General features: G+C 51.7%; 16 protein-coding genes. All 16 read left to right on the top strand.

Going from position 1 to position 20,095, the window contains the following annotated elements; translation table 11 throughout:
• Window positions 1-16 precede the first annotated feature (16 nt).
• Entirely contained in the window at window positions 17-1,267 is a 1,251-nt protein-coding gene (locus tag B5F39_RS07795) for a methylaspartate ammonia-lyase (RefSeq protein WP_087365641.1), read from the top strand.
• 98 nt (window positions 1,268-1,365) lie between these two features.
• Window positions 1,366-2,889, top strand: coding sequence for a 4Fe-4S binding protein (locus B5F39_RS07790; RefSeq protein ID WP_087365639.1), 1,524 nt, complete (start codon window positions 1,366-1,368; stop codon window positions 2,887-2,889).
• Between the two features lie 78 nt (window positions 2,890-2,967).
• Window positions 2,968-3,954: a TAXI family TRAP transporter solute-binding subunit gene (locus B5F39_RS07785; protein WP_087365638.1), complete on the top strand. Its 987-nt coding sequence runs from the start codon at window positions 2,968-2,970 to the stop codon at window positions 3,952-3,954.
• An 88-nt stretch (window positions 3,955-4,042) separates the two neighbouring features.
• Window positions 4,043-4,927, top strand: a complete 885-nt coding sequence (locus B5F39_RS07780) for a hypothetical protein (RefSeq protein WP_087365636.1) — start codon at window positions 4,043-4,045, stop codon at window positions 4,925-4,927.
• A gap of 33 nt (window positions 4,928-4,960) precedes the next feature.
• Window positions 4,961-7,243, top strand: a complete 2,283-nt coding sequence (locus B5F39_RS07775) for a xanthine dehydrogenase family protein molybdopterin-binding subunit (RefSeq protein WP_087365635.1) — start codon at window positions 4,961-4,963, stop codon at window positions 7,241-7,243.
• 84 nt (window positions 7,244-7,327) lie between these two features.
• Entirely contained in the window at window positions 7,328-9,253 is a 1,926-nt protein-coding gene (locus B5F39_RS07770; RefSeq protein WP_143330692.1) for a TRAP transporter permease, read from the top strand.
• Window positions 9,250-10,122: a xanthine dehydrogenase family protein subunit M gene (locus B5F39_RS07765; RefSeq protein ID WP_087365632.1), complete on the top strand. Its 873-nt coding sequence runs from the start codon at window positions 9,250-9,252 to the stop codon at window positions 10,120-10,122. The genes B5F39_RS07770 and B5F39_RS07765 overlap by 4 nt, the downstream gene beginning before the upstream one ends.
• 16 nt (window positions 10,123-10,138) lie before the next feature.
• Window positions 10,139-10,618 (top strand): (2Fe-2S)-binding protein, encoded by a 480-nt coding sequence (locus tag B5F39_RS07760; protein ID WP_087365630.1) that lies wholly within the window; start codon window positions 10,139-10,141, stop codon window positions 10,616-10,618.
• Between the two features lie 68 nt (window positions 10,619-10,686).
• Window positions 10,687-13,179: an FAD-dependent oxidoreductase gene (locus tag B5F39_RS07755; RefSeq protein WP_087365628.1), complete on the top strand. Its 2,493-nt coding sequence runs from the start codon at window positions 10,687-10,689 to the stop codon at window positions 13,177-13,179.
• Window positions 13,180-13,211: 32 nt separating this feature from the next.
• Entirely contained in the window at window positions 13,212-14,009 is a 798-nt protein-coding gene (gene yqeB / locus B5F39_RS07750) for a selenium-dependent molybdenum cofactor biosynthesis protein YqeB (protein ID WP_087365626.1), read from the top strand.
• 224 nt (window positions 14,010-14,233) lie between these two features.
• Window positions 14,234-15,217, top strand: a complete 984-nt coding sequence (locus tag B5F39_RS07745) for a tripartite tricarboxylate transporter substrate binding protein (protein WP_087365624.1) — start codon at window positions 14,234-14,236, stop codon at window positions 15,215-15,217.
• Window positions 15,218-15,337: 120 nt separating this feature from the next.
• Window positions 15,338-15,793, top strand: a complete 456-nt coding sequence (locus tag B5F39_RS07740; protein WP_087365623.1) for a tripartite tricarboxylate transporter TctB family protein — start codon at window positions 15,338-15,340, stop codon at window positions 15,791-15,793.
• A gap of 24 nt (window positions 15,794-15,817) precedes the next feature.
• Window positions 15,818-17,314: a tripartite tricarboxylate transporter permease gene (locus tag B5F39_RS07735; RefSeq protein WP_087365621.1), complete on the top strand. Its 1,497-nt coding sequence runs from the start codon at window positions 15,818-15,820 to the stop codon at window positions 17,312-17,314.
• 100 nt (window positions 17,315-17,414) lie between these two features.
• Complete coding sequence (citD, locus tag B5F39_RS07730) at window positions 17,415-17,681, top strand: citrate lyase acyl carrier protein (protein ID WP_087365620.1); 267 nt, start codon at window positions 17,415-17,417, stop codon at window positions 17,679-17,681.
• Complete coding sequence (locus tag B5F39_RS07725; RefSeq protein ID WP_087365618.1) at window positions 17,682-18,545, top strand: aldolase/citrate lyase family protein; 864 nt, start codon at window positions 17,682-17,684, stop codon at window positions 18,543-18,545.
• A gap of 12 nt (window positions 18,546-18,557) precedes the next feature.
• On the top strand, window positions 18,558-20,095 hold a 1,538-nt coding region (gene citF, locus B5F39_RS07720), incomplete at its 3' end, for a citrate lyase subunit alpha (protein ID WP_087365616.1).

Raw genomic sequence — 20,095 nt, 5'->3', positions numbered from 1 at the left:
AAGGGCCGATTTAGTCATGAAAGTTAAGAAGGTACTTTGCGCTGAAGGTCTCACCGGATTTTATATGGATGACAAGGAAGCCATAAAGGCCGGTGCCAAGTCTGACGGCTTTGTATACAAAGGGAAGCCGGTAACGCCCGGATTCAAGAGCATACGCCAGCCCGGCGTCGCCGTTTCCGTCATGTTTGTACTGGAAGACGGGCACGTCGTGTACGGCGACTGCGCCGTCGCCCAGTATGCCGCTAGCGGCGGCCGCGAAGTCCCGAATACCGCGGATGCCCTCATAAAGCTCATTGATAAGTACGTCACGCCATACTTTGAGGGTATGGACATAAAAGAGTTTAAATCTACAGCGGAGAAGTTTGACCGTTACGAGTTCGACGGCGAGCGCTTGCCAGCCTCCGTGCGCTACGGCGTTACCCAGGCCATTCTTGAAGCTGTCGCTTACGAACAGAAGCTGACGATGTGCGAAGTCATACTCAACGAATACCATCTCCCCGTAGACCTTACGCCTGTACGCATCAACGCCCAGTCCGGCGACGAGCGCTATACGAACGTTGACAAGATGATCCTGAAGAAAGTCGGAATGATGCCGCACGGCCTTATCAACAACGTCGAAGAAAAGCTGGGTACCGACGGACAGATATTCCTTGACTGGGTAAAATGGGTCACAAAGCGCATTAAAGAGATCGGCGACCCCGATTACAAGCCTGTTATGCGCTACGACGTGTACGGATGCATCGGTAAGGCTTTCAACAATGATCTGGATAAAGTCGGCGAGTACCTCATCAAGGTTGCCGAAGCCTGCGAGCCCTATGACGTCTTTGTCGAGATGCCGGTCGATATGAAGTCGAACGACAAGCAGCTTGAAGCTATGAAGTACCTGCGCCAGTATCTGGACAAAGCCGGCTGCCGCCTAAAGCTGATCATCGACGAATACGCCAATACGTACGAAGAGATCGTACAGTGGGTCGATGCAAAAGGCGCCGACATGGTTCAGGTTAAGACTATCGACCTCGGCGGCATCAACAATATCGTAGAGGCCGACCTTTACTGCAAAGCCCACGGCGTACTTGCCTATCAGGGTGGCACCTGCAATCAGACTGACAAGGCAGCGATCGTATGCGCAAACCTCGCCGTCGCTACTAAGCCATTCGCCATGGCCGGAACTCCCGGTATGGGCGTAGACGAAGGCGTAATGATCGTTCATAACGAACAGGAGAGACTCCTCGCTATACTTAAAGCCAAACAGGAAGGGAAACTTTAGACGTACCCCTTAGTCCTCGCTCCAGTAGTGCTTGTTGAAACTCCATAAAAGCATTACTGGAGCTTTTTGTAAGTTCTGTATAAAAGGAGTTGAGCTCGGTGATAAAAGTTGATGTTTCGAAATGTGTCGGGTGCAAAGCATGCGAAAAGGTCTGTCCGTCCGGCGCAATAAAAGTGATAGACGGCAAAGCCGTAGTAAACGATAACTGCGTGCACTGCGTCACATGCATTAAGTATTGTAAACTGAACGCTCTTTCTGAAGACGCCGTCAGCGAACAGACTTTACTGTGCCGCAACTGCGGAGTCCGCTGCCGCATACCTGAGGGGAAGCAGGGCGCGTGCAAGAGATTCCGTAATGAAAACGGTCAGCTGGTGCTCGTAAGACCTTTACAGATTCCTGTCAATACATCAATACCGGCAGAAAAGATCGCCATAATGAAACCGGTTGTGTCTGCTGTCGGCGCTGGAGCAGCCTATCCGGATTACAAACCTGCTCCATATATAGTAACCGAAAAACGCGATAACCTGGACGTCGTCACGGTTGTTACCGAAGCCCCTGTCTCTTACAGCTCTATGATGGTGAAAATTGACACCAACGCCCACGTAGGCGACGAAGGAGCGTTGGTCCGCCGTGACGGAAGAGTCGTCGGTATAGTTACCACCGAACAATACGGCTCTCATATTCTTATTTTAGGTGGAGTCAATAAAGTAAAAGGTCCTGATGGAATGTTCGTCGTAAAGACGATGGCTGAGCTTGGCAACAGGGAGAAAGTCTGCCTGACTGTAGACAAAGGCTGCTCGTTAGAGCTGCGTGTCGGCGACCATCCCGTCATCAACGGCGTTGTAGACGATAAAATGCGCGTCGGATGCGGCGGAGCATGCTGCGGATTGTTTGCCCGGTCGCTGGCTCCTCTTATTGACGAAGCCATTATTCTGGACCACCACATCACCGGCCTCTTTACAAAACATCCGGCCGGCGCCGAATTAAAGCCTTACAGCGGCGTTACGCCGGTCGGCCGTTTAGCGACGAACGGGCGTTATTTCTTTGAACACGGCGACGGATGGGGCGGCACGAATATCAAAGATCCGATCGAAGCGATCAAAGAAATAGACATGAATATAGCCAAACCCGGTATGAAAATACTGGTCGCTGAGACCACATGGCGTAAAATCGCGCTCTTTGAGGTCTCTGAAGACGGTAAGCCCGTGCCGGTAGAAATTCCGGCAGAGCTTGAAGAATTCCGTAATATGGCTGCCGGCTGCTGCGAAGACAGCCGCGTATCGGCCATGTACTACGCCGGAGTCGGCGGCAGCGCGCGCGCCGGCGTAACGGTAGACCCGATACAGATCACCAAGGCGGTCCACCGCGGCGACGCAAACCTCACCATAGCCGGAGCGCCGACGTATATTATGCCCGGAGGCGGAATAACCTTCCTGGCCGACGTTGAAAAAATGATAGATCATCCGTTTAACTATACGGCTTCGCCCGCCGTCCTGGCGCCCATCGAATATACGATGACTGTTGAAAATTACAAGAAAATAAAAGGTCACGTGCATGCTATGCGCACGAAAGAAGACGTTATAAAAGAAGGTCGTTTTGAGTTTACTGAATTAAAAGACTAACATCGCGATAAACGCGCCGCTGAATGCCACCAGCAGCGGCGCCCTATCGATAGACATATTTACAAGGAGGAATTTTGTATGAGAAAGTTTCTAGTAGCGATTCTCTCAGCGGCGGCAGTTTTTTCCTTTGTAGCTATGACGCCTTCTGCCGTGATTGCGGCGGATAAGGTTGACCTGGCCATCAGCGGCGGATCGATCGGCGGCGCATGGGCGGCGATAGGAGAAGGCGTAGGAGAAGTCGTCAGACGCAGTTACCCCGGTTCAAATACGGCGTACGAAGTCGGACAGGAAGCTGCCAACTTGATGCTCGTTTCACGCGGGAAGGTCCAGCTTGGAATAGCCCACGCGCAGTTCATCAAAATGGCGTCAGAAGGAAAGCCTCCTTTTAAAGCAAAACTTGAAAACCTGCGCGCTCTCTGCATACTTTATCACGACGTTATGAATCATTTCATCGTGAAGACCGATACCGGCATAGCTTCTTTCGCCGACCTCAAGGCGAAACAGTATCCGCTTAAAGCGTATTTCAACACGAAGGACTCCTTCATGGACATCGTAGGTCAGAAAGTGATCGAAGCGGAGGGACTCACCCAGGCCGATATCGAGAAATGGGGCGGATTCATCAAAAACAGCTCTATGGGAGCTGCGCTCGACCTCATGCGCGACGGGAAAATAGACGCTTACAGCAACGTAATACAGATTCCGTCGAGCCACATAGTCGATGCTGGCACCACTCTTAATCTTACGCTGCTCGGCATGACTCCAGAGGCCCAGGAGAAGGTAAACGCCGAACTTGGAACATATTCGGCCGTTATCCCGCAGAGCGCGTACGGTTTCCTTGAGGGCGACGTCCCGACCGTCGCCGCGTCAGTGGTTCTTTTCTGCAACACAGATCTTCCTGAGAACGAAGCGTATATGATCCTTAAATCGATCTACGAGAATTTTGACTATTTCCGCAGCATCCACGGTTCTCTTAAAGATATGACTCTCGAGACCATGGAAGACGTCAGCCCGCTTGAGCTTCATCCCGGCGCTGTCAAGTTCTTTGAAGAGTATAAAGCGAAGTAAGCCCATCTCCAATTAAAATTATGTGAAAGAGAAAGGAATTTCCTTTCTCTTTCACTGGAAATCTGTATTTGACGCCTCTTAACTGAAAATGATGAATAAAATAAAGTATAGCGTAATAAAAGACGGTGTTGTGCTTGTCGATTACGGCCCGGTGACGATGACGTTGGAAGCGCGCAAAGGTGGCGTCCCTTATACCGATGCTGCGGTGCATGGCGCGCAAAGAGCCCTCGATGCTTTTGAAGCGATAGCGGAGCATTTGGACTTTTTAAGAACGCCTGTCGGTGGGATTGGGCGCATTTCTCCAGATCTGCCTCTCCCGGTTCGTAAAATGGCAGAGTCTGTAAAGTTGCTGCAGGAGGAAGATTTTACTCCGATGGCGGCTGTTGCCGGAACCACTTCTGATTTTGCCGTGGAGGCCATGGTGGAGTGTGGAGCGAGTTACGCGATAGCGAATAACGGCGGCGATATTGCGTACTATATGGCTTCAGAGGAAGGCGAATCTCTGAGGGTTGGGCTTATCAGCGACATCAGCACCGGTCATGTCTCGCATCTGCTGAAAATTGATTCATTGGATAAGATAAGAGGCCTTGCTACAAGCGGATTGGGAGGCAGGAGTTTGACTCGCGGCATCGCTTCGGCCGTCACTGTGATGTCGTCGGATTCATCTAAAGCGGATGCCGCCGCAACGGCTATCGCCAACGCGTGTATCTGCGATGATCCTGCGATACTTCAGTGTCCGGCGTCAGAAATTGATTATGGAACAGATATTCCTGGTCTCATGGTAACCAAGTCGGTAGGCAGGCTCAGGCATGGAAGTCCGGAAAGGGCGCTCCAAGCCGGAAGCGACAGAGCCAAAGAATTGCTGGATAGAGAGATGATACAGGGGGCAGTGATTTTTGTTTTCGGCGCCATGAGCGTGATTGAAAAGTGTGTGCAAGGCGAACACCTCTTCCAGGTCACACAATTATCGTAATCCATTCAACTAAACACGAGGAGGCTCTCTTGTATGAATGACGAAAAATTGAATGTCATTGGTTTAAAACAAAGTTTTGTTGATGCGCGAGAGAAAGTCAGCGGAAGCGCGAAGTATCTTGACGATATGGAATTTCCCGGCCTGTTGATTGGTAAAATCCTGCGCTCGCCGCATCCGCACGCCAGGATACTGTCGATCGATACTTCGGCGGCTGAGGCGTTGCCGGGCGTTAAGGCGGTAATTACGGCCAAAGATTGTCCCAAAAATAAATTCGGCATGGAAATCGCCGACGTGGACATGCTCGCCGTCGATAAAGTGCGCTACGTCGGAGACGAAGTGGCGGCGGTCGCGGCCGAAACTGACGAAATAGCCCGTGAAGCGCTGAAGCTGATCAAGGTTGAATACGAACTTTTGCCGGTCGTCGACGACCCGATAAAAGCAATGGAAAAAGATTCCCCACTCGTGCATGAAGAGAAGGGGACGAATATAGCCCGCGAGTATCATATTCAGCGCGGCGATATAGAAGCTGATTTCGCTTCGTGCGATTACGTGTTCGAAAAAGAATTCAGCACCCATCGCGTCTCCGGATTGTACCTGGAACCGTTCGGCGCAGTGGCCCAGTGGGAGGCGAACGGCAGACTGACGGTATGGACAGGTCTTCAGTCTGCGTTCCAGGGACGCAACGAAATAGCGAAAGCCCTTGGAATCAAACCCACGCAGGTGACGGTCAAGGCTCCCTTCATTGGAGGCGGATTCGGCGCAAAGATATGGATACGCAACTTCCATCCGATCGCCGCCGTCCTAGCCAAGAAGACCGGACGCCCCGTCAAAATTCTGCTTACCCGTGATGAAGAGCAGCTTACTACAAGACCCAGAATCGCTCCGCGTATGAAAGTGAAACTGGGTATGATGAAAGACGGCACCATGGTCTGCAAGCAGATGACGATCATCGCAGACAACGGGGCATATTCATGGGCGGCTCCGAAGGTCCTGCTGAATTTGTCGATGCGTACAGATTGCCTTTACAGGTATAAGTCCAGCAAATGCGACTCTTATCTCGTATACACCAATTTAATCCCGACCAGCGGATTCCGCGGTTACGGGAACAGCCAGAGCCACTTCGCAGTCGAATCTTTTATAGACGAGTGCTGCCGGAAAATCGGCCTTGATCCTGTGGAAGTCCGTCTTAAGAACTGCGTGCATAAAGGCGACGTCACTCTGCACCGCTGGAACGTGAAGAGTTGCGAACTGTCCGAGTGCATCAGAATCGCTGCTGAAAAGATCAAAGAAGGAAGACTTCCCAAAGAAGATCAGAACGGCAGGATAAAGCGCGGAATCGGCGTCGCATGTATGACCCACGTTTCCGGCAACCGCGGAGGAGACAAATTCGACGGTTCTGGTGCGATGATAAGAATTCACGAGGACGGCGAAGTCTTCATATTCTCCGGTGAGTCGGATATGGGGCAGGGCGCAAAGACGGTGTTCGCGCAGATCGCCTCGGAAAAGCTCGGAGTTCCCATCAGCGACATCACAATAATGCCGCTCGATACTGATGTCTGTCCTTTTGGTATGGGTACTTACTCAAGCCGCGTTACCACTGTTGGTGGAAGAGCCGTACTCATGGCCTGTGAAAAAGTCCTTGATCAGGTTCTGTCTCTTGCGGCCCAAATGAGCAAGCGTCAGCGCGACACCATGTATATGGAAAGTGGGCTTATTAAATGCAGCCGCGATCCGTCCATCCTGTTCACGCTTAAGGAAGTCGCTACGAAAGCTATCAGAAGCCGCGCCGGCGTGCCTCTTACCGCGTACGTGACTTATGATCCTCCGACGGAAGGCAGCGATAAGGATTTCTACGGAGACTATTCAAGCGCTTACAGCTACGGCGCGCACGGGGTAGAAGTGGAAGTAGACACTTATACGGGCAAGGTGAAAGTCCTCCGCGTGATTGCTGTGCATGATGTCGGAAAAGTCGTCAACGAATTTGGCATAAACGGACAGATTACAGGCGGAGTTGCGCAGGGAATCGGCTGGTGCTTGTATGAGAATATGCTTTTCAAGAAAGGTTATCCGGCGACGAATGGTCTGCACGGCTATACCTTTATGACAATTAAAGATATGCCCGCGGTAGAAGGCATCAAAATAGAAAGCAACGACCCTATTGGACCGTACGGCGCAAAGGGCGTCGGAGAACCTACGCTGATACCGACGGCTCCTGCTATCGCAAACGCTATTGAAGACGCATGCGGCGTGCGAATCAGGGATCTTCCCATTACTCCTGAGAAGTTATACTGGGCGTTGCATCCGCAGGATAAATAATCCCCGGGCAATATGGCGCATATCGTTAAAGCCTTTGTAATGGCTTTTTCCGTATTACCGACAGAGTAAAATGGAGGGTGAACAGTGAATAAACTTTGGAGATTGATGACAGAAGAGGGTAAGAAACGTAAACTGTCCGGCACAGACGCAAAGGTTGTTAAATGGATAGCCGTAGCTATGTCGCTGTACCAGTTGGCGCAGGCGACCTTCCTGACTGTACAGCCGCAGATGCATTACGCGATCCACCTTACGTTTATAATGGTTCTGTGCTCCTTGATTTATACAAGGACATATTCTCCAGGGCCTCGCACCACTAACAGGATACCGGTCGAAGACTGGATATACGCCGTAATTCTTGCGCTCGCCGGCGTTTATTACTGCAGCCAGATGGATATATATCTGACGCGTATGCCGATGGTCGACATGTTGTCGAATCTTGAAATAGTGATCGGTATATTGACCGTCGTAGCCGTTATCGGGCTGACGAAGCGCTGCATGGGATTTGTGCTTCCCTTTATCGGATGCATCTTCCTGGCTTACGCGTTTTTCGGCCACCTTATTCCCGGAGTTTTCTATCATAGAAAGTTGCTCGCCGTCGACATTTTAGACCAGCTCGTCTATACAACGAACGGAATTTACTCGTCGCCGATAGCCGCCGCTGCAACGTACGTGTTCATGTTCGTCATGTTCGGCTCCTTCTTTGCAGCTTCCGGAGCCGGCGACTTCTTCTACAAATTCTCGATGGCTGTTGCCGGACGTTACGCGGGCGGCGCAGGCAAAGTCGCCATCATCACAAGCGGCCTCTTCGGAATGATCAACGGAAGCCCGACGGCCAACGTCGTCACCACAGGTTCGTTCACTATTCCTATGATGCAGAAAGCCGGATATGACGGAATATTCTCCGGCGCTGTAACTGCGGTCGCCGCGACGGGAGGCGGCATTATGCCTCCAATAATGGGTACTGCCGCGTTCCTTATGGTTGAAATGGCCGGTATCGCCTATAAAGACATAGCGATAGCCGCTTTCGTCCCAGGCGTCCTCTATTACCTCGCGCTTCTTCTAATAGTTCACTTCCGCGCCCGTAAATTCGGCCTTGTCGGCCTGAACCCGAAGGAACTTCCTTCCGTTAAAGCGACGCTTAAAGAAGGCTGGATATTCCTTATCCCAATAGTCATCCTCGTCGTTATGCTTATGAGAGGCTACACGGCCAACCTCGCTGCCGTCGTCGGAACAGTGGCGGTCATCGCCGCTTCATGGACGCGCAAAGAGACGCGTATGAAGCTGCCTGAGATTATCAAGGCGCTTGAAGATGCGGCGAAATCCTCCGTCATCGTCTCCCTTTCCTGCGCCGTCGCCGGATGCGTCATAGCTGGACTTATGACGACGGGACTGAGCGGTAAACTTGCGAGCCTGATCCTCAGCCTCGGCGGAAACAGCACGCTTGTCGCGCTTATACTGACCGCCGCGATATGCACCCTGCTCGGTATGGGAATGCCGGTCGCGGCAGCTTACTGCCTTACCGCCGCGCTTTGCATTCCGTCTCTCTATGAACTCGGTCTCCAGCCCCTTGAAGCTCACATGTTCGTCGTCTACTTCGCGACGCTGTCTGCCATTACTCCTCCTGTCGCCGTCGCGTCTTACGCGGCAGCCGGTATATCCGGAGCAAACGCCGCTACCGTCGGATGGCAGGCTTGCCGTATCGGGCTTGTCTCGTTCGCGGTTCCGTTCATCTTCGTGTTCGACCCGATGCTGATGGTGACGCCGCAGAACTTCTGCCTGCGGAGCATATTCATCGTGGTAATGGCGACGATAGGAGTTATCATCCTCTGCTCCGGGCTGGAAGGTTATTTACGCAAACAGATGCCGATGATTCTGAGAATTCTGGCTGTGCTGGCCGGATTGCTGATGATTTATCCTGAACCGATCACGAGCTATATCGGCCTTGGTATTTCCGTGCTGATTATCGCGCAGCAGATGCTCGGAATTAAAGTAGGAGGGAAAGCGAATTGAAAAAAGTAGTAAAACATTTATTCCCTAAAAACGTGGCGGAAGCCGTGGCTATGCTCGCTCAATATGAAGGCGAAGCCCGCCTTGTTTCCGGCGCGACGGACTTGATGCTATGGATGAGAGAGGGCAAGGTCTCTCCCTCCGTGCTCGTCGACGTTTCCGACGTTGAGGAAATGAGAGGCGTCGAAGTAAAAGACGGGAAAATATTTATCGGCGCATCCATGACTCATGCGGAAATCGCGGCCCATCCTCTGGTGAAGAAAATTTTCCCTGCTCTATCCGACGGCTGCCGCAGCGTAGGATCTCCGCAGATACGTAATCTCGGTACGCTGGCGGGAAATATAGTCAGCGCCCAGCCGGCCGCAGACTCCGTAGTCCCAATGACAGCCCTTGGGGCCGTATGCGAAATTGTAGACGCCGGCGGTTCGTGTAAACAGCCCATTTCGTCGCTTTCAAAAAGCGTCGGCGTCAGCAATCTCGACCCGACAAAAGAGGTAATGAAAACGATAGAGATCGAGATCCCAGACGGGAAATACGGAACGGCCTTCAAGAGAATAGCGCCGCGCGAGGCTATGGCGCTCCCTGTCGTCAACGTCGCCGTAATGCTTCATGCCGGAAGCGACGGCTGTATAAGCGCCGCGCGCATAGTCGCCTCTCCTGTCGCCGTAGTTCCCTTCCGCGCGCAGAAGGCCGAGGCGTTCCTGATCGGGAAAAAGCCGTCCGCCGCACTGTATGCGGAGACTGCTGTAATTGCAGGCGACGAAGCGTCTCCACGCGACTCGCTCGTGAGAGGATCTGGCGCATACCGCAAGGTGCTCGTCAAAGATCTTGTCGAACAGGCGCTTACAGAAGCCGCTCAAACGCTTATGTAGGGAAGAGGTGATTCTAATGCAGGAACTGAAATGCACGGTAAACGGTAAAGAAATAGCTATTGAAGTCGACCCCAGCCATTCCCTGGCGGACGTTTTAAGATACGACCTCGGCCTTACTGGTACTAAAAAAGGATGCGAAGAAGGGGAGTGCGGGGCTTGCACCGTGCTTGTGAACGGGCTCCCGGTCGACTCTTGCATCGTGCCCGTCATGAAAGTACAGGGGAAAAACGTACTGACCATAGAAGGGCTCGAGCAGAACGGAGAACTTGATCCTATTCAGGAGGCGTTTGTGGAAGCCGGAGCTATCCAGTGCGGATTCTGCACGCCCGGAGTCGTCCTCTCCGCCAAAGCGTTGCTTATGCGCGAAGAAAATCCGACGCAGGAAGACATTAGAGACGAGCTGTCCGGTCACTTCTGCCGTTGCACGGGATATTTGCAGTTTTACGATGCGGTAAGAATTGCTGCGGAAAAGATAAAAGCAAAAAAGAACAAATAGAAACTAAAAAATTAATTATTCAGCCGGGCCGCAAAATATTTTAATAGCAGCTCGGCTGAATAAACATCGTGGGGAGGAAAAATGTAGTGGAACGAGTCGGGCTCTTTACTCCAATAAAAATCAATACGTTGGAACTTAAAAATCGCGTCATTATGTCTCCTATGTTTACAAACTCGGCCGGCCCGGGCGGCGTCGTTACCAAGAATACGATAAAGCATTATGTGGACAGGGCGAGGTCCGGCGTCGGCCTCATTATGACAGAGCATACAAGCGTAAGCTCATATTACATACACGCAGGGCTGCGCCTCCAGATAAGCAGAGACGAGCACATTGACGGCTTTAAGAGATTGGTTGAAGCGGTTCATAATGAAGATTGCAAGATAGGGCTTCAGATAGCCCATTCAATATACGGCGTCGGCAAAAAACCGCACGAGCTTACTAACGAAGAATGCTACGGCATCATCGGCGATTTCGTAGCGGGAGCGAAACGCGCATACGCTGCTGGTTTTGATGCGATTGAGCTGCACTACGCCCACACATACACGATGGCAGACTTTATCTCCCGCAGGACCAACCTTCGTACCGATGAGTTCGGCGGCGATATATACGGGCGTATGTTTATCCATCTGGAAATACTAAAGAAAGTAAGAGAATTCGTCGGGCCTGACTATCCGATTTTTGCCCGAATCAGTGCGGAAGAGTTCGTGCTCGGCGGCAATACGATCGTCCAGAGCCGTATATTCGCACAGGAACTTGTGAAACACGGCGTGGACTGCATGGACGTCTCCGCCGGAGTCCGTTTTGACGACGCGCCGGTAAAGGGATATTCTGACCAGAGGGGCAAGCCTACAATAGAATACCCGGACGGCCCGAACGTATATCTTGCCGAAGAAATCAAAAAGTGCGTAAACGTCCCCGTGATTACAGTCGGTAAGCTGGGAAATCCGGAGTTTGCCGACAGCGTGATCGCCGAAGGCCGCGCCGATATGGTTGCGCTGGCGCGTCCGCTCATCGCAGACCCCATGTGGGTTCGTAAAGTAAAGGACCACAGATTCGACAGAATCACAGAATGCCTTTACTGCACGGAATGCCTCTATGAGCGGCATGACCCGTCAGCGTATGTCCATTGCATGCGCTACACATGCCAGAACGCCTGCCCGGCAAACGTGGAAGTCCCGCTTTATCTCGATTTTGCCCGCCGCGGGATGTACAGGGAAGCGTACAAAGTGATCCAGAACGAAAACCCGCTCGTTCTTACTTGCGGAAGAGTATGCAATCACCTATGCGAAAGCATGTGCAACCGCGTAAAAATAGACGAGCCTATAGCGATTCGCGGTATCAAGCGTTTCATCACAGACTGGCTGCTTGAACACGACGGAAAGTTTCCGATGCCGGAGATGGAGAAAAACAACGGCAAGCGAGTCGCGGTCGTCGGTTCCGGGCCGTCCGGCCTTTCCTGCGCTTTCTATCTGCGGAAAAAAGGATATGACGTAACCGTATTTGAGCAGTTGAACGTAATAGGCGGCATGCTCGTCGTCGGCCTTCCAGAATATCGCCTGCCCAGAGACAAATTTAAAAAAGAGCTTGAACTCTTCAAGGAAATGGGCATTGAATTTGTGACGGGCAAAAAAATAGGAAAAGATATCAGCATAAAAGATCTTCGCCACGACGGATATATGGCAGTATATCTTGCCGTAGGCGACCATAATGACAGAAAACTCGGAGTGGAGGGCGAAGATGCGGAAGGCGTAGTTTCCGGCGTTTCTTTCCTGCGTTCCGTAAACACCGGCTGCGGCGTCGATTTGAGTGGCAAAGAAGTCATCGTAGTCGGAGGCGGCAACGTCTCTATGGACTGCGCGCGCACCGCCATCCGTCTTGGAGCTTCGAAAGTGTCACTTTTCTGCCTTGAAAAGGAAAAAGAGATGCCGGCGCATCCTGACGAGGTCAGAGAAGGCAAAGAAGAAGGGCTTTATGTCTTTAACGGATGGGGGCCGAAGGTTATAGAGAAGAACGACGGACGTGTCGGTTCTGTAACATTCAAGAAATGCGTGTCCGTATTTGATAAAGACGGTCGTTTCTCTCCTGAGTACGATGACAACGCGTTGATGAAAGTCCATGCGGATTATGTCATCTGCGCGATCGGCCAGGCTCTGAGCCGGGAAGTCGCCGACCTCGACAAAGAACTTGTGGAAGTGCGCGGCAACGTGCTGAAAGCCTCATATTGCGGCACGACGGACACTCCCTGGATATTTGCGGGAGGCGATTGCACTACGGGGCCTGATTCCGTTATAAACAGCGTAAATAGAGGAAAAGAAGCGGCGTCTTCTATAGATCGTTATCTTGGTGGAGACGGCCAGGTGATTTCGCTGAAATATCTTCCCAGAGAAATGACGAAGCCCATAGACGAAACTCCTACCCCGCGCGAAAAGATGCCGGTGCTTAAGCCGGAAGAGCGCAAGGGCTGCTTCTGCGAAGTCGAATGCGGGTTTGCCGAAGAGCAAATCGCAAGAGAGGCTGGCCGGTGCTTGCGCTGCGATGTGTTGAAGATAAAGAAATTATAAAACGAAACTGAGAGAAGAGGTTTTTCTTTGCCATGTTGAGAAAAACGACGATTATTGTTCGTGGCGGCGGAGATCTGGCTACGGGCACAATATACAGGTTGTGGAAAGTGGGATATCCAGTGATAGTGCTGGAGACGCAGTATCCATTGGTTGTTCGTCGAAGCGTTTCCGTCGCATCTGCGATATTTAACGGTTCGATACAGGTAGAAGACATGACGGCTGTACATGTAACCGATCCTGTAAATTTCAATATGTCTGAAACAGGCATCGTACCAGTCGCCGTCGACCCAAATGGAGAAGCTATAGCCCGTCTGCATCCTGATGTCGTAATCGACGCTATTATGGCAAAGAAAAACCTCGGTACTACTAAGAGTATGGCGCCGCTCGTGATTGCTATCGGTCCAGGGTTTTCCGCGCCGGACGACGTGCACGCCGTGATAGAAACTAAGCGAGGCCACACATTGGGGCGCGCCATTACTAACGGCAGCGCCCTACCTAACACCGGAGTCCCTGGATTGATGAAAGGGTTTGGCGTCGAGCGGCTGCTTCGCGCACCATGCGACGGTTATCTCATGCCTGTGCATAAAATCGGTGACAGCGTCAAAAAGGATGAGGTCGTCGGATATGTAAACGGTGCAGAAGTGCGTTCTCAACTTGATGGAATACTGCGCGGCCTTATTCATCCGACGGTGCGCGTATCAAAAGGTTTGAAGATCGGAGACGTCGACCCGCGCGGAGACCCTGCTCATTGCTGGAGCATCACAGATAAGGCTTTGGCGATAGCCGGCGGAGTTTTAGAAGTGTTGATGAGGTGGAATTTTACTGATTGATTGGGTAATTTTTGCGAAAAATTAACTCCATAATATATCTGAAACTGGCGATGATACCGCTTTATGTGGAGTTCGTCATGTTTTGCACCGTGTATAAAATGCGTTTTTTAGGACGGCTATTATAGCGAAATACTAACTAAGTTATTTAAGACGCAGCTGAATTTTATGTATGTTATTGGTTTAACGGTACACAAAAATTTATATACAAGGTGGAGGTTGGTACCATGAAGAAAATAATCATTTTGTGTGTTGTTACAATGATACTATCATTTACCGCTATGTCTAACCGCAATCTATATGCCGCTGAATGGCCGTCAGATAAAATCACCATGCTGATTCCATATAAGGCCGGAGGATCATCCGATGCTATGGGAAGAGGGCTGGCTAAATATTGGGAAAAATATCTCGGCGTTCCGATTGTTATAGACAATCGTGACGGAGCTTCTAGCCAAGTGGGGACTACGATATATTCCAGACTTCCGGCTGATGGAAACACGATATATTTGGGATGCCAAGTATATTTCAGCGCCAATATTATTACGCACAATGCCAAATACAAGTTTGATCAATTTGACGTGTTAAATATTCAACAGGAAGACGCCGTTGAAATCGTCGTATTAAATACTTCAAAGTACGATACTGCGGAAGCGCTTGCTGCGGCTGTGAAAGAACGCCCGGGAGAACTTACTTGTGGTTATATCGCCGGAGGCCCTCAAAATATTGCCGCGTCGGTTTTGAGAAAAGAATACGGATGGAATTTTAAATCTGTAACGTATGACAACGGCAACGCATTACGCACGGCGCTGTTGGGCGATCATCTGGATTTTATGATTGGCAATTCGAGCGGCGATATTTCTATCACCGGAAAAGCAAAAATACTTGTTGTGTTAGGTACGAAAAGAAGCGGGCTTTTCCCGGACGTGCCTACTTTTGGAGAGATCTTCCAGGGCAATGAGTTCCCCAATCTTTCAATGAGCACGTTTATAGCCGTTCATTCTGAGTTGAAAGAAAAATACCCTGAAAGGTATGAAAAATTATTAAGCACATACCAGCAGGCATTAAACGACCCGGAATATCAAAAATTTTTATCTGATTCGATGCAGGCTCCGATCAACCAGTATATCGGTCCGGAAGAAAGCAGACGCGTCAATCAGTCCATACACAAACTGGTAGAAAAATACAAAGACGAACTAACTGTCAGATACTGATAATTTGCTATAAACCTTTGCCTTAATCAGGTAGTTATTAAGGTCAGATCGCTTTGACATATGCGGATAGCGGATATGCAATCGATTGTGTTTTTGAGCGTTAAGGGGGTAGCATAAATAATGCGTAGGGTATTAGCGTCTCTTTTTGTACCAAGCCTGGTTCTGATCCTGTCTATCGCTTATTATATAGAAAGTCTAAAAGCAGACAATATAGATAAATTGCTTATCAGGCCTATATGCATACTCATTGTAATTTTTTATATATATTTTATAGCGGTCGAGTATATGCGCTGGCGAAAAAGAACTAATTATGCGGAGAAGGCTTCCGATGTAAAGAAGAATTTGCCTTATAAAGAACTTATTCTTCTTGCATTTACCGCCTTATATATATTAGTAATTCCGCATATAGGTTTTGTACTTACAAGCATATTGTTTATGGCAAGCACACTGTATTTTTTAAACGTACGCAGCAAAGAGGTGATATTATGTTTTTCTATTATCAGTTCAGCACTAATATATGCGGCGTTTAAGGTGGTATTGATGGTTCCGCTGCCAAGCGGCCCTTTCGGCTTTTGATTTTTTCAGAAAGGAGATTTTAATATGGACTTCACCCCTTTCATCGAAGGTTTTGCCATCGTTTTAGTTCCTAAATATATTGCATATATGTTTTTCGGCGTATTCTTTGGACTGGTGCTGGGCACTTTGCCCGGACTTACTGGAACGTTGGGAATAGCTTTGATGCTGCCGTTCACATATACGATGGATCCGCTGACGGCTCTTGTTTTTTTATTGTCCATATATTCCGGTGGATTGTTTGGCGGGGCTATTACAGCTATTATGATCAATACTCCGGGGTCGCCAGCCAATATAGCGACGATATTGGACGGCTATCCGATGATGAAAAAAGGGCTGGCGAGCGAGGCGCTTGGATTGGCTCTGGCAAGCTCTGTTGTCGGAGGACTGATAGGATGCGTATCTCTTTTGCTGATCACAGAGCCGCTTGCAAACCTGTCTTTAAAGTTCGGGCCTGCGGAGATGTTTATGGTAGCAGTCTTTGGATTGTCTGTCGTAGGCAGTTTGGGCAGCGAGCCGCTTAAAGGGGTTTTCAGCGGACTTTTTGGCATATTGTTGGGTACTATAGGTATGAATGCTAACGGTATTGAGCGCGGAACATTCGGTATCTTATACCTGTTGGATGGCATACCGCTGATACCATGCTTAATCGGCTTTTTATCTTTGCCAGAGATCCTGTCTCTCATAAGCCAGCAATACGTCGTCCACGGCGAGATTTCAACGCCGAGTTTCGTTAAGATCCTTTCTGCTTGGAAAGAGATAGCAAAGAGGCCTGTTCAGGTGATAGCGACTTCAATTCTCGGCGTTATCGTCGGCATTATGCCTGCCGCCGGCGCGACTGTGGCCAGTCTGCTTTCTTATAATCAATGCAAACAATTTTGTAAGCGGAGAAAATTATTCGGTACAGGCATACCTGAAGGTATTATCGCAAGCGAAACCGCCAATAACGCTTCAGAAGGCGGAGCTATGTCTACTATGCTGGTGCTGGGGATTCCGGGAAGCGCGTCGACTGCCATGCTGCTGGGGGCTCTTATGTTGCAAGGGTGGGTTCCGGGGCCCAATCTTTTCATAGACCATAGGGATATTATTTATGCCTCTATATCGTCGTTGTTTGTGCAGCAGTTCGTCATGTATATAGTCGGCATGGTACTTTGTCTATGCGCCGCGTATGTTCTGAAGGTTCCTGTTCGGTATCTGATACCATGCGTGCTGCTGTTTATGGTATTGGGGGCTTTCGCCAACAGAAATGCGTTTTTTGATTCGGTGCTTATGCTTGTATTCGGCGTGATGGGTTACATTATGAAACAATATGATTTTCCTGTGATGCCTACTGTTTTGGGTATAATATTAGGCCCCATTGCCGACCGGGAGCTGCTGCGTACCGTACAGATGTATTCGGATAATTACTGGGCAGTTTTTCAAAAACCAATTGTCGTAGTTTTATTGTTAATAAGTGTTGCAAGCATCCTCTTACCGGTGATCTTGCAGCATCGTGACAAGAAGCATGAAAGGGCGGCGTCGTAAATATGCGCCTGATAAAACAGATGTAAAAATTATCTTAAAGTTTAATTTATACGTATATAGTGTGGAAACTTTTATTTTGGGTTTAAGGAGGAATTGCCAGATGAAGACATCGCAGGCGGGGACGCTTGAATCGATGGACTGCCTCGTGACGCTCGAAGAAGCGCCGTCCGGCGCGGGCGTCTCGATAGAGATAACGGGCGCGAGCGCCGCGCGCTTCAAAAGCGCGATGGAAAAGAAGATAACGGAGACCCTCGCCGCGCTCGAGGCGAAGGATCTGAAGGTGACCGTACAGGACAACGGCGCGCTCGACATAGTGCTCGGAGCGCGCGTCGAGGCCGCCTACAAGAGACTGAAGGGGGCGAAGTAAATGCGGCGCACTATGCTATATCTCCCCGGCAACAACCCGAACATGCTGACGCGCGGCTGGCTCTTCGGCTCCGACGGAGTGATCCTCGACCTTGAGGACGCCGTCGCGATGTCCGAGAAGGACACGGCCCGCATACTCGTCTCAAGATTCCTCGAACAGGGCGAATTCGGCGACCGCGAGGTGACCGTCCGCATCAACGGAGTGGACACCGAATACTGGAGAGACGACCTCGCCGCGATAGTCCCGATGAAGCGCCTCGACGGCGTTCGCGCGCCGAAGGTGGACGGCCCAGAGACCGTCAAGATACTTGACGAAGAGCTCTCCATACTCGAAGACAAAAACGGCATCCCGCAGGGCAAGCTCAAGCTTTTCTGCCTGCTCGAGACCGCGAAAGGGATATGGAACGCCTACGACATAGCCACGGCCTCGCCGAGGGTCGCCGCGATAATCCCCGGAGGCGAAGACCTGAGAGCCGACCTCCGCACCGAGCGTTCCGACGACGGAACAGAGCTCGAATGGGCGCGCCGCATGCTCGTCTTCGCGGCGCGCGCCGCGGGAGTAGACCCGCTCGACACAGTTTACTCGCGCGTCACGGACGACGCAGGACTGCGGCGCGAGACGGAATTCATCAAACAGCTCGGCTTCGCAGGCAAATCCGTCATACACCCCAACCAGATAGCGATAGTCCACGACGTCTTCAACCCGACCGAAGCAGAGATAGCCAAGGCGCAGAAGATAATCGCCGCGGCGAAGGAGGCGGCGGAGCGCGGACAGGGAGCCGTATCCGTAGACGGCAAAATGGTGGACGTCCCAGTGGTGAAGCGCGCCGAATACACGCTCATCCGCGCGGGGCTGCTCGCATAGGAGGGACAGGCAATGACAGTCAACGCAGTAAAACGCGAGATACCCGACTACATAGAGGGCTACGGCAAGGTACGCCACTTCGAAGGCGCCTTCGCGAGAAAACCCGAGGGCCGCATAGCAGGAGCGAAACTTCGCTGCTTCAATAACGACCGTACCAACAAGGTCGCGCCATCGCTCAAGGACGCGATAAAGGCGAGCGGCCTCAAAAGCGGGATGACCATATCCTTCCACCACCATCTGAGAAACGGCGACTACGTCGTCAACATGGTGCTCGACGCATGCGCGGAGCTTGGAATCAAAGACCTCACGCTCTTCCCCACCGCGCTCTTCGGAGTCCACAAAAAAGTGATCGAACACATAAAAAGCGGGGTCGTCACGAAAATCATGGGCTCAGTCAACGGCCCGATAGGCCAGCTTGTCTCAGAAGGCGGCATGGGCGTGCCCGTCGTCCTTCGCAGCCACGGCGGACGCCCGCGCGCCGTCATGGCCGGAGACGTGCATATCGACGTCGCCTTCATCGCCGCGCCGACAGCCGACTGCTGCGGCAACATCTGCGGCACGATAGGCAAATCGGCCTGCGGCTCCCTCGGCTACGCCTACACCGACGCCGACTACGCCGACACCGTGGTAGCCGTCACCGACAACCTCGTCCCCTACCCCGCCTCGCCCGTCTCAATCCCGCAGACGAAGGCAGACATAGTGGCCGAAGTCCCCTCGATAGGGGACCCCGCGGGAATCGTATCCGGCACGACGAAGGTCACGCGCGACCCGCTGCGCCTGCTAATCTCCAAATACGCCGCGCAGCTCATCGAGGCGAGCCCGTACTTTAAAGACGGCATCTCCTTCCAGACCGGAGCCGGCGGCATACCGCTCGCGGTCACGGCCTTCATGAAAGAAGCGATGCTGCGCAAAGGCATAAAAGGCGGATTCGGCCTCGGAGGAATAACCGGCTACTTCGTCGAACTGCTCAAGGAAGGGCTCGTCGGGAAGCTCATGGACGTGCAGTCCTTCGACCTCGACGCCGTAAAATCCATAGCCGAAAACCCGAACCACATCGAGATATCCGCCGACTGGTACGCGAACCCGTGGAACTGCGGCGCGGCGGTCAACATGCTCGACGTCGTCATACTCGGCGCGACCGAAGTAGACACCGACTTCAACGCCAACGTCAACACCGAAGCCGACGGCGCTCTGCTCCACGGCACGGGCGGACACCAGGACACAGCGGCGGGCGCGAAACTCACGATAATAGCGCAGCCGCTGCTGCGCGGGCGCATCCCCTGCGTCACCGACAGCGTCTACAGCGTCACGACGCCGGGCGAGGTGATAGACGCGATAGTCACCGAGTACGGCGTGACGATCAACCCGCGCCGCAAGGACCTGCTCGACGCCGTAAGCGGCCTCAAGGGCCTGCCCATAGTGCCGATGGACGAGCTTGCCGCGCGCGCGAGGAAAATGTCCGGCCCGACAGACCCCGTAGCGACGACCGACAGAATAATCGGCGTCGTCGAATGGCGCGACGGCACCGTCATCGATGTCGTGAGACAGCT

Source organism: Cloacibacillus sp. An23, assembly GCF_002159945.1.
In the GTDB taxonomy this organism is placed as follows: domain Bacteria; phylum Synergistota; class Synergistia; order Synergistales; family Synergistaceae; genus Caccocola.
This window is presented reverse-complemented; position numbering and strand designations above follow the sequence as displayed.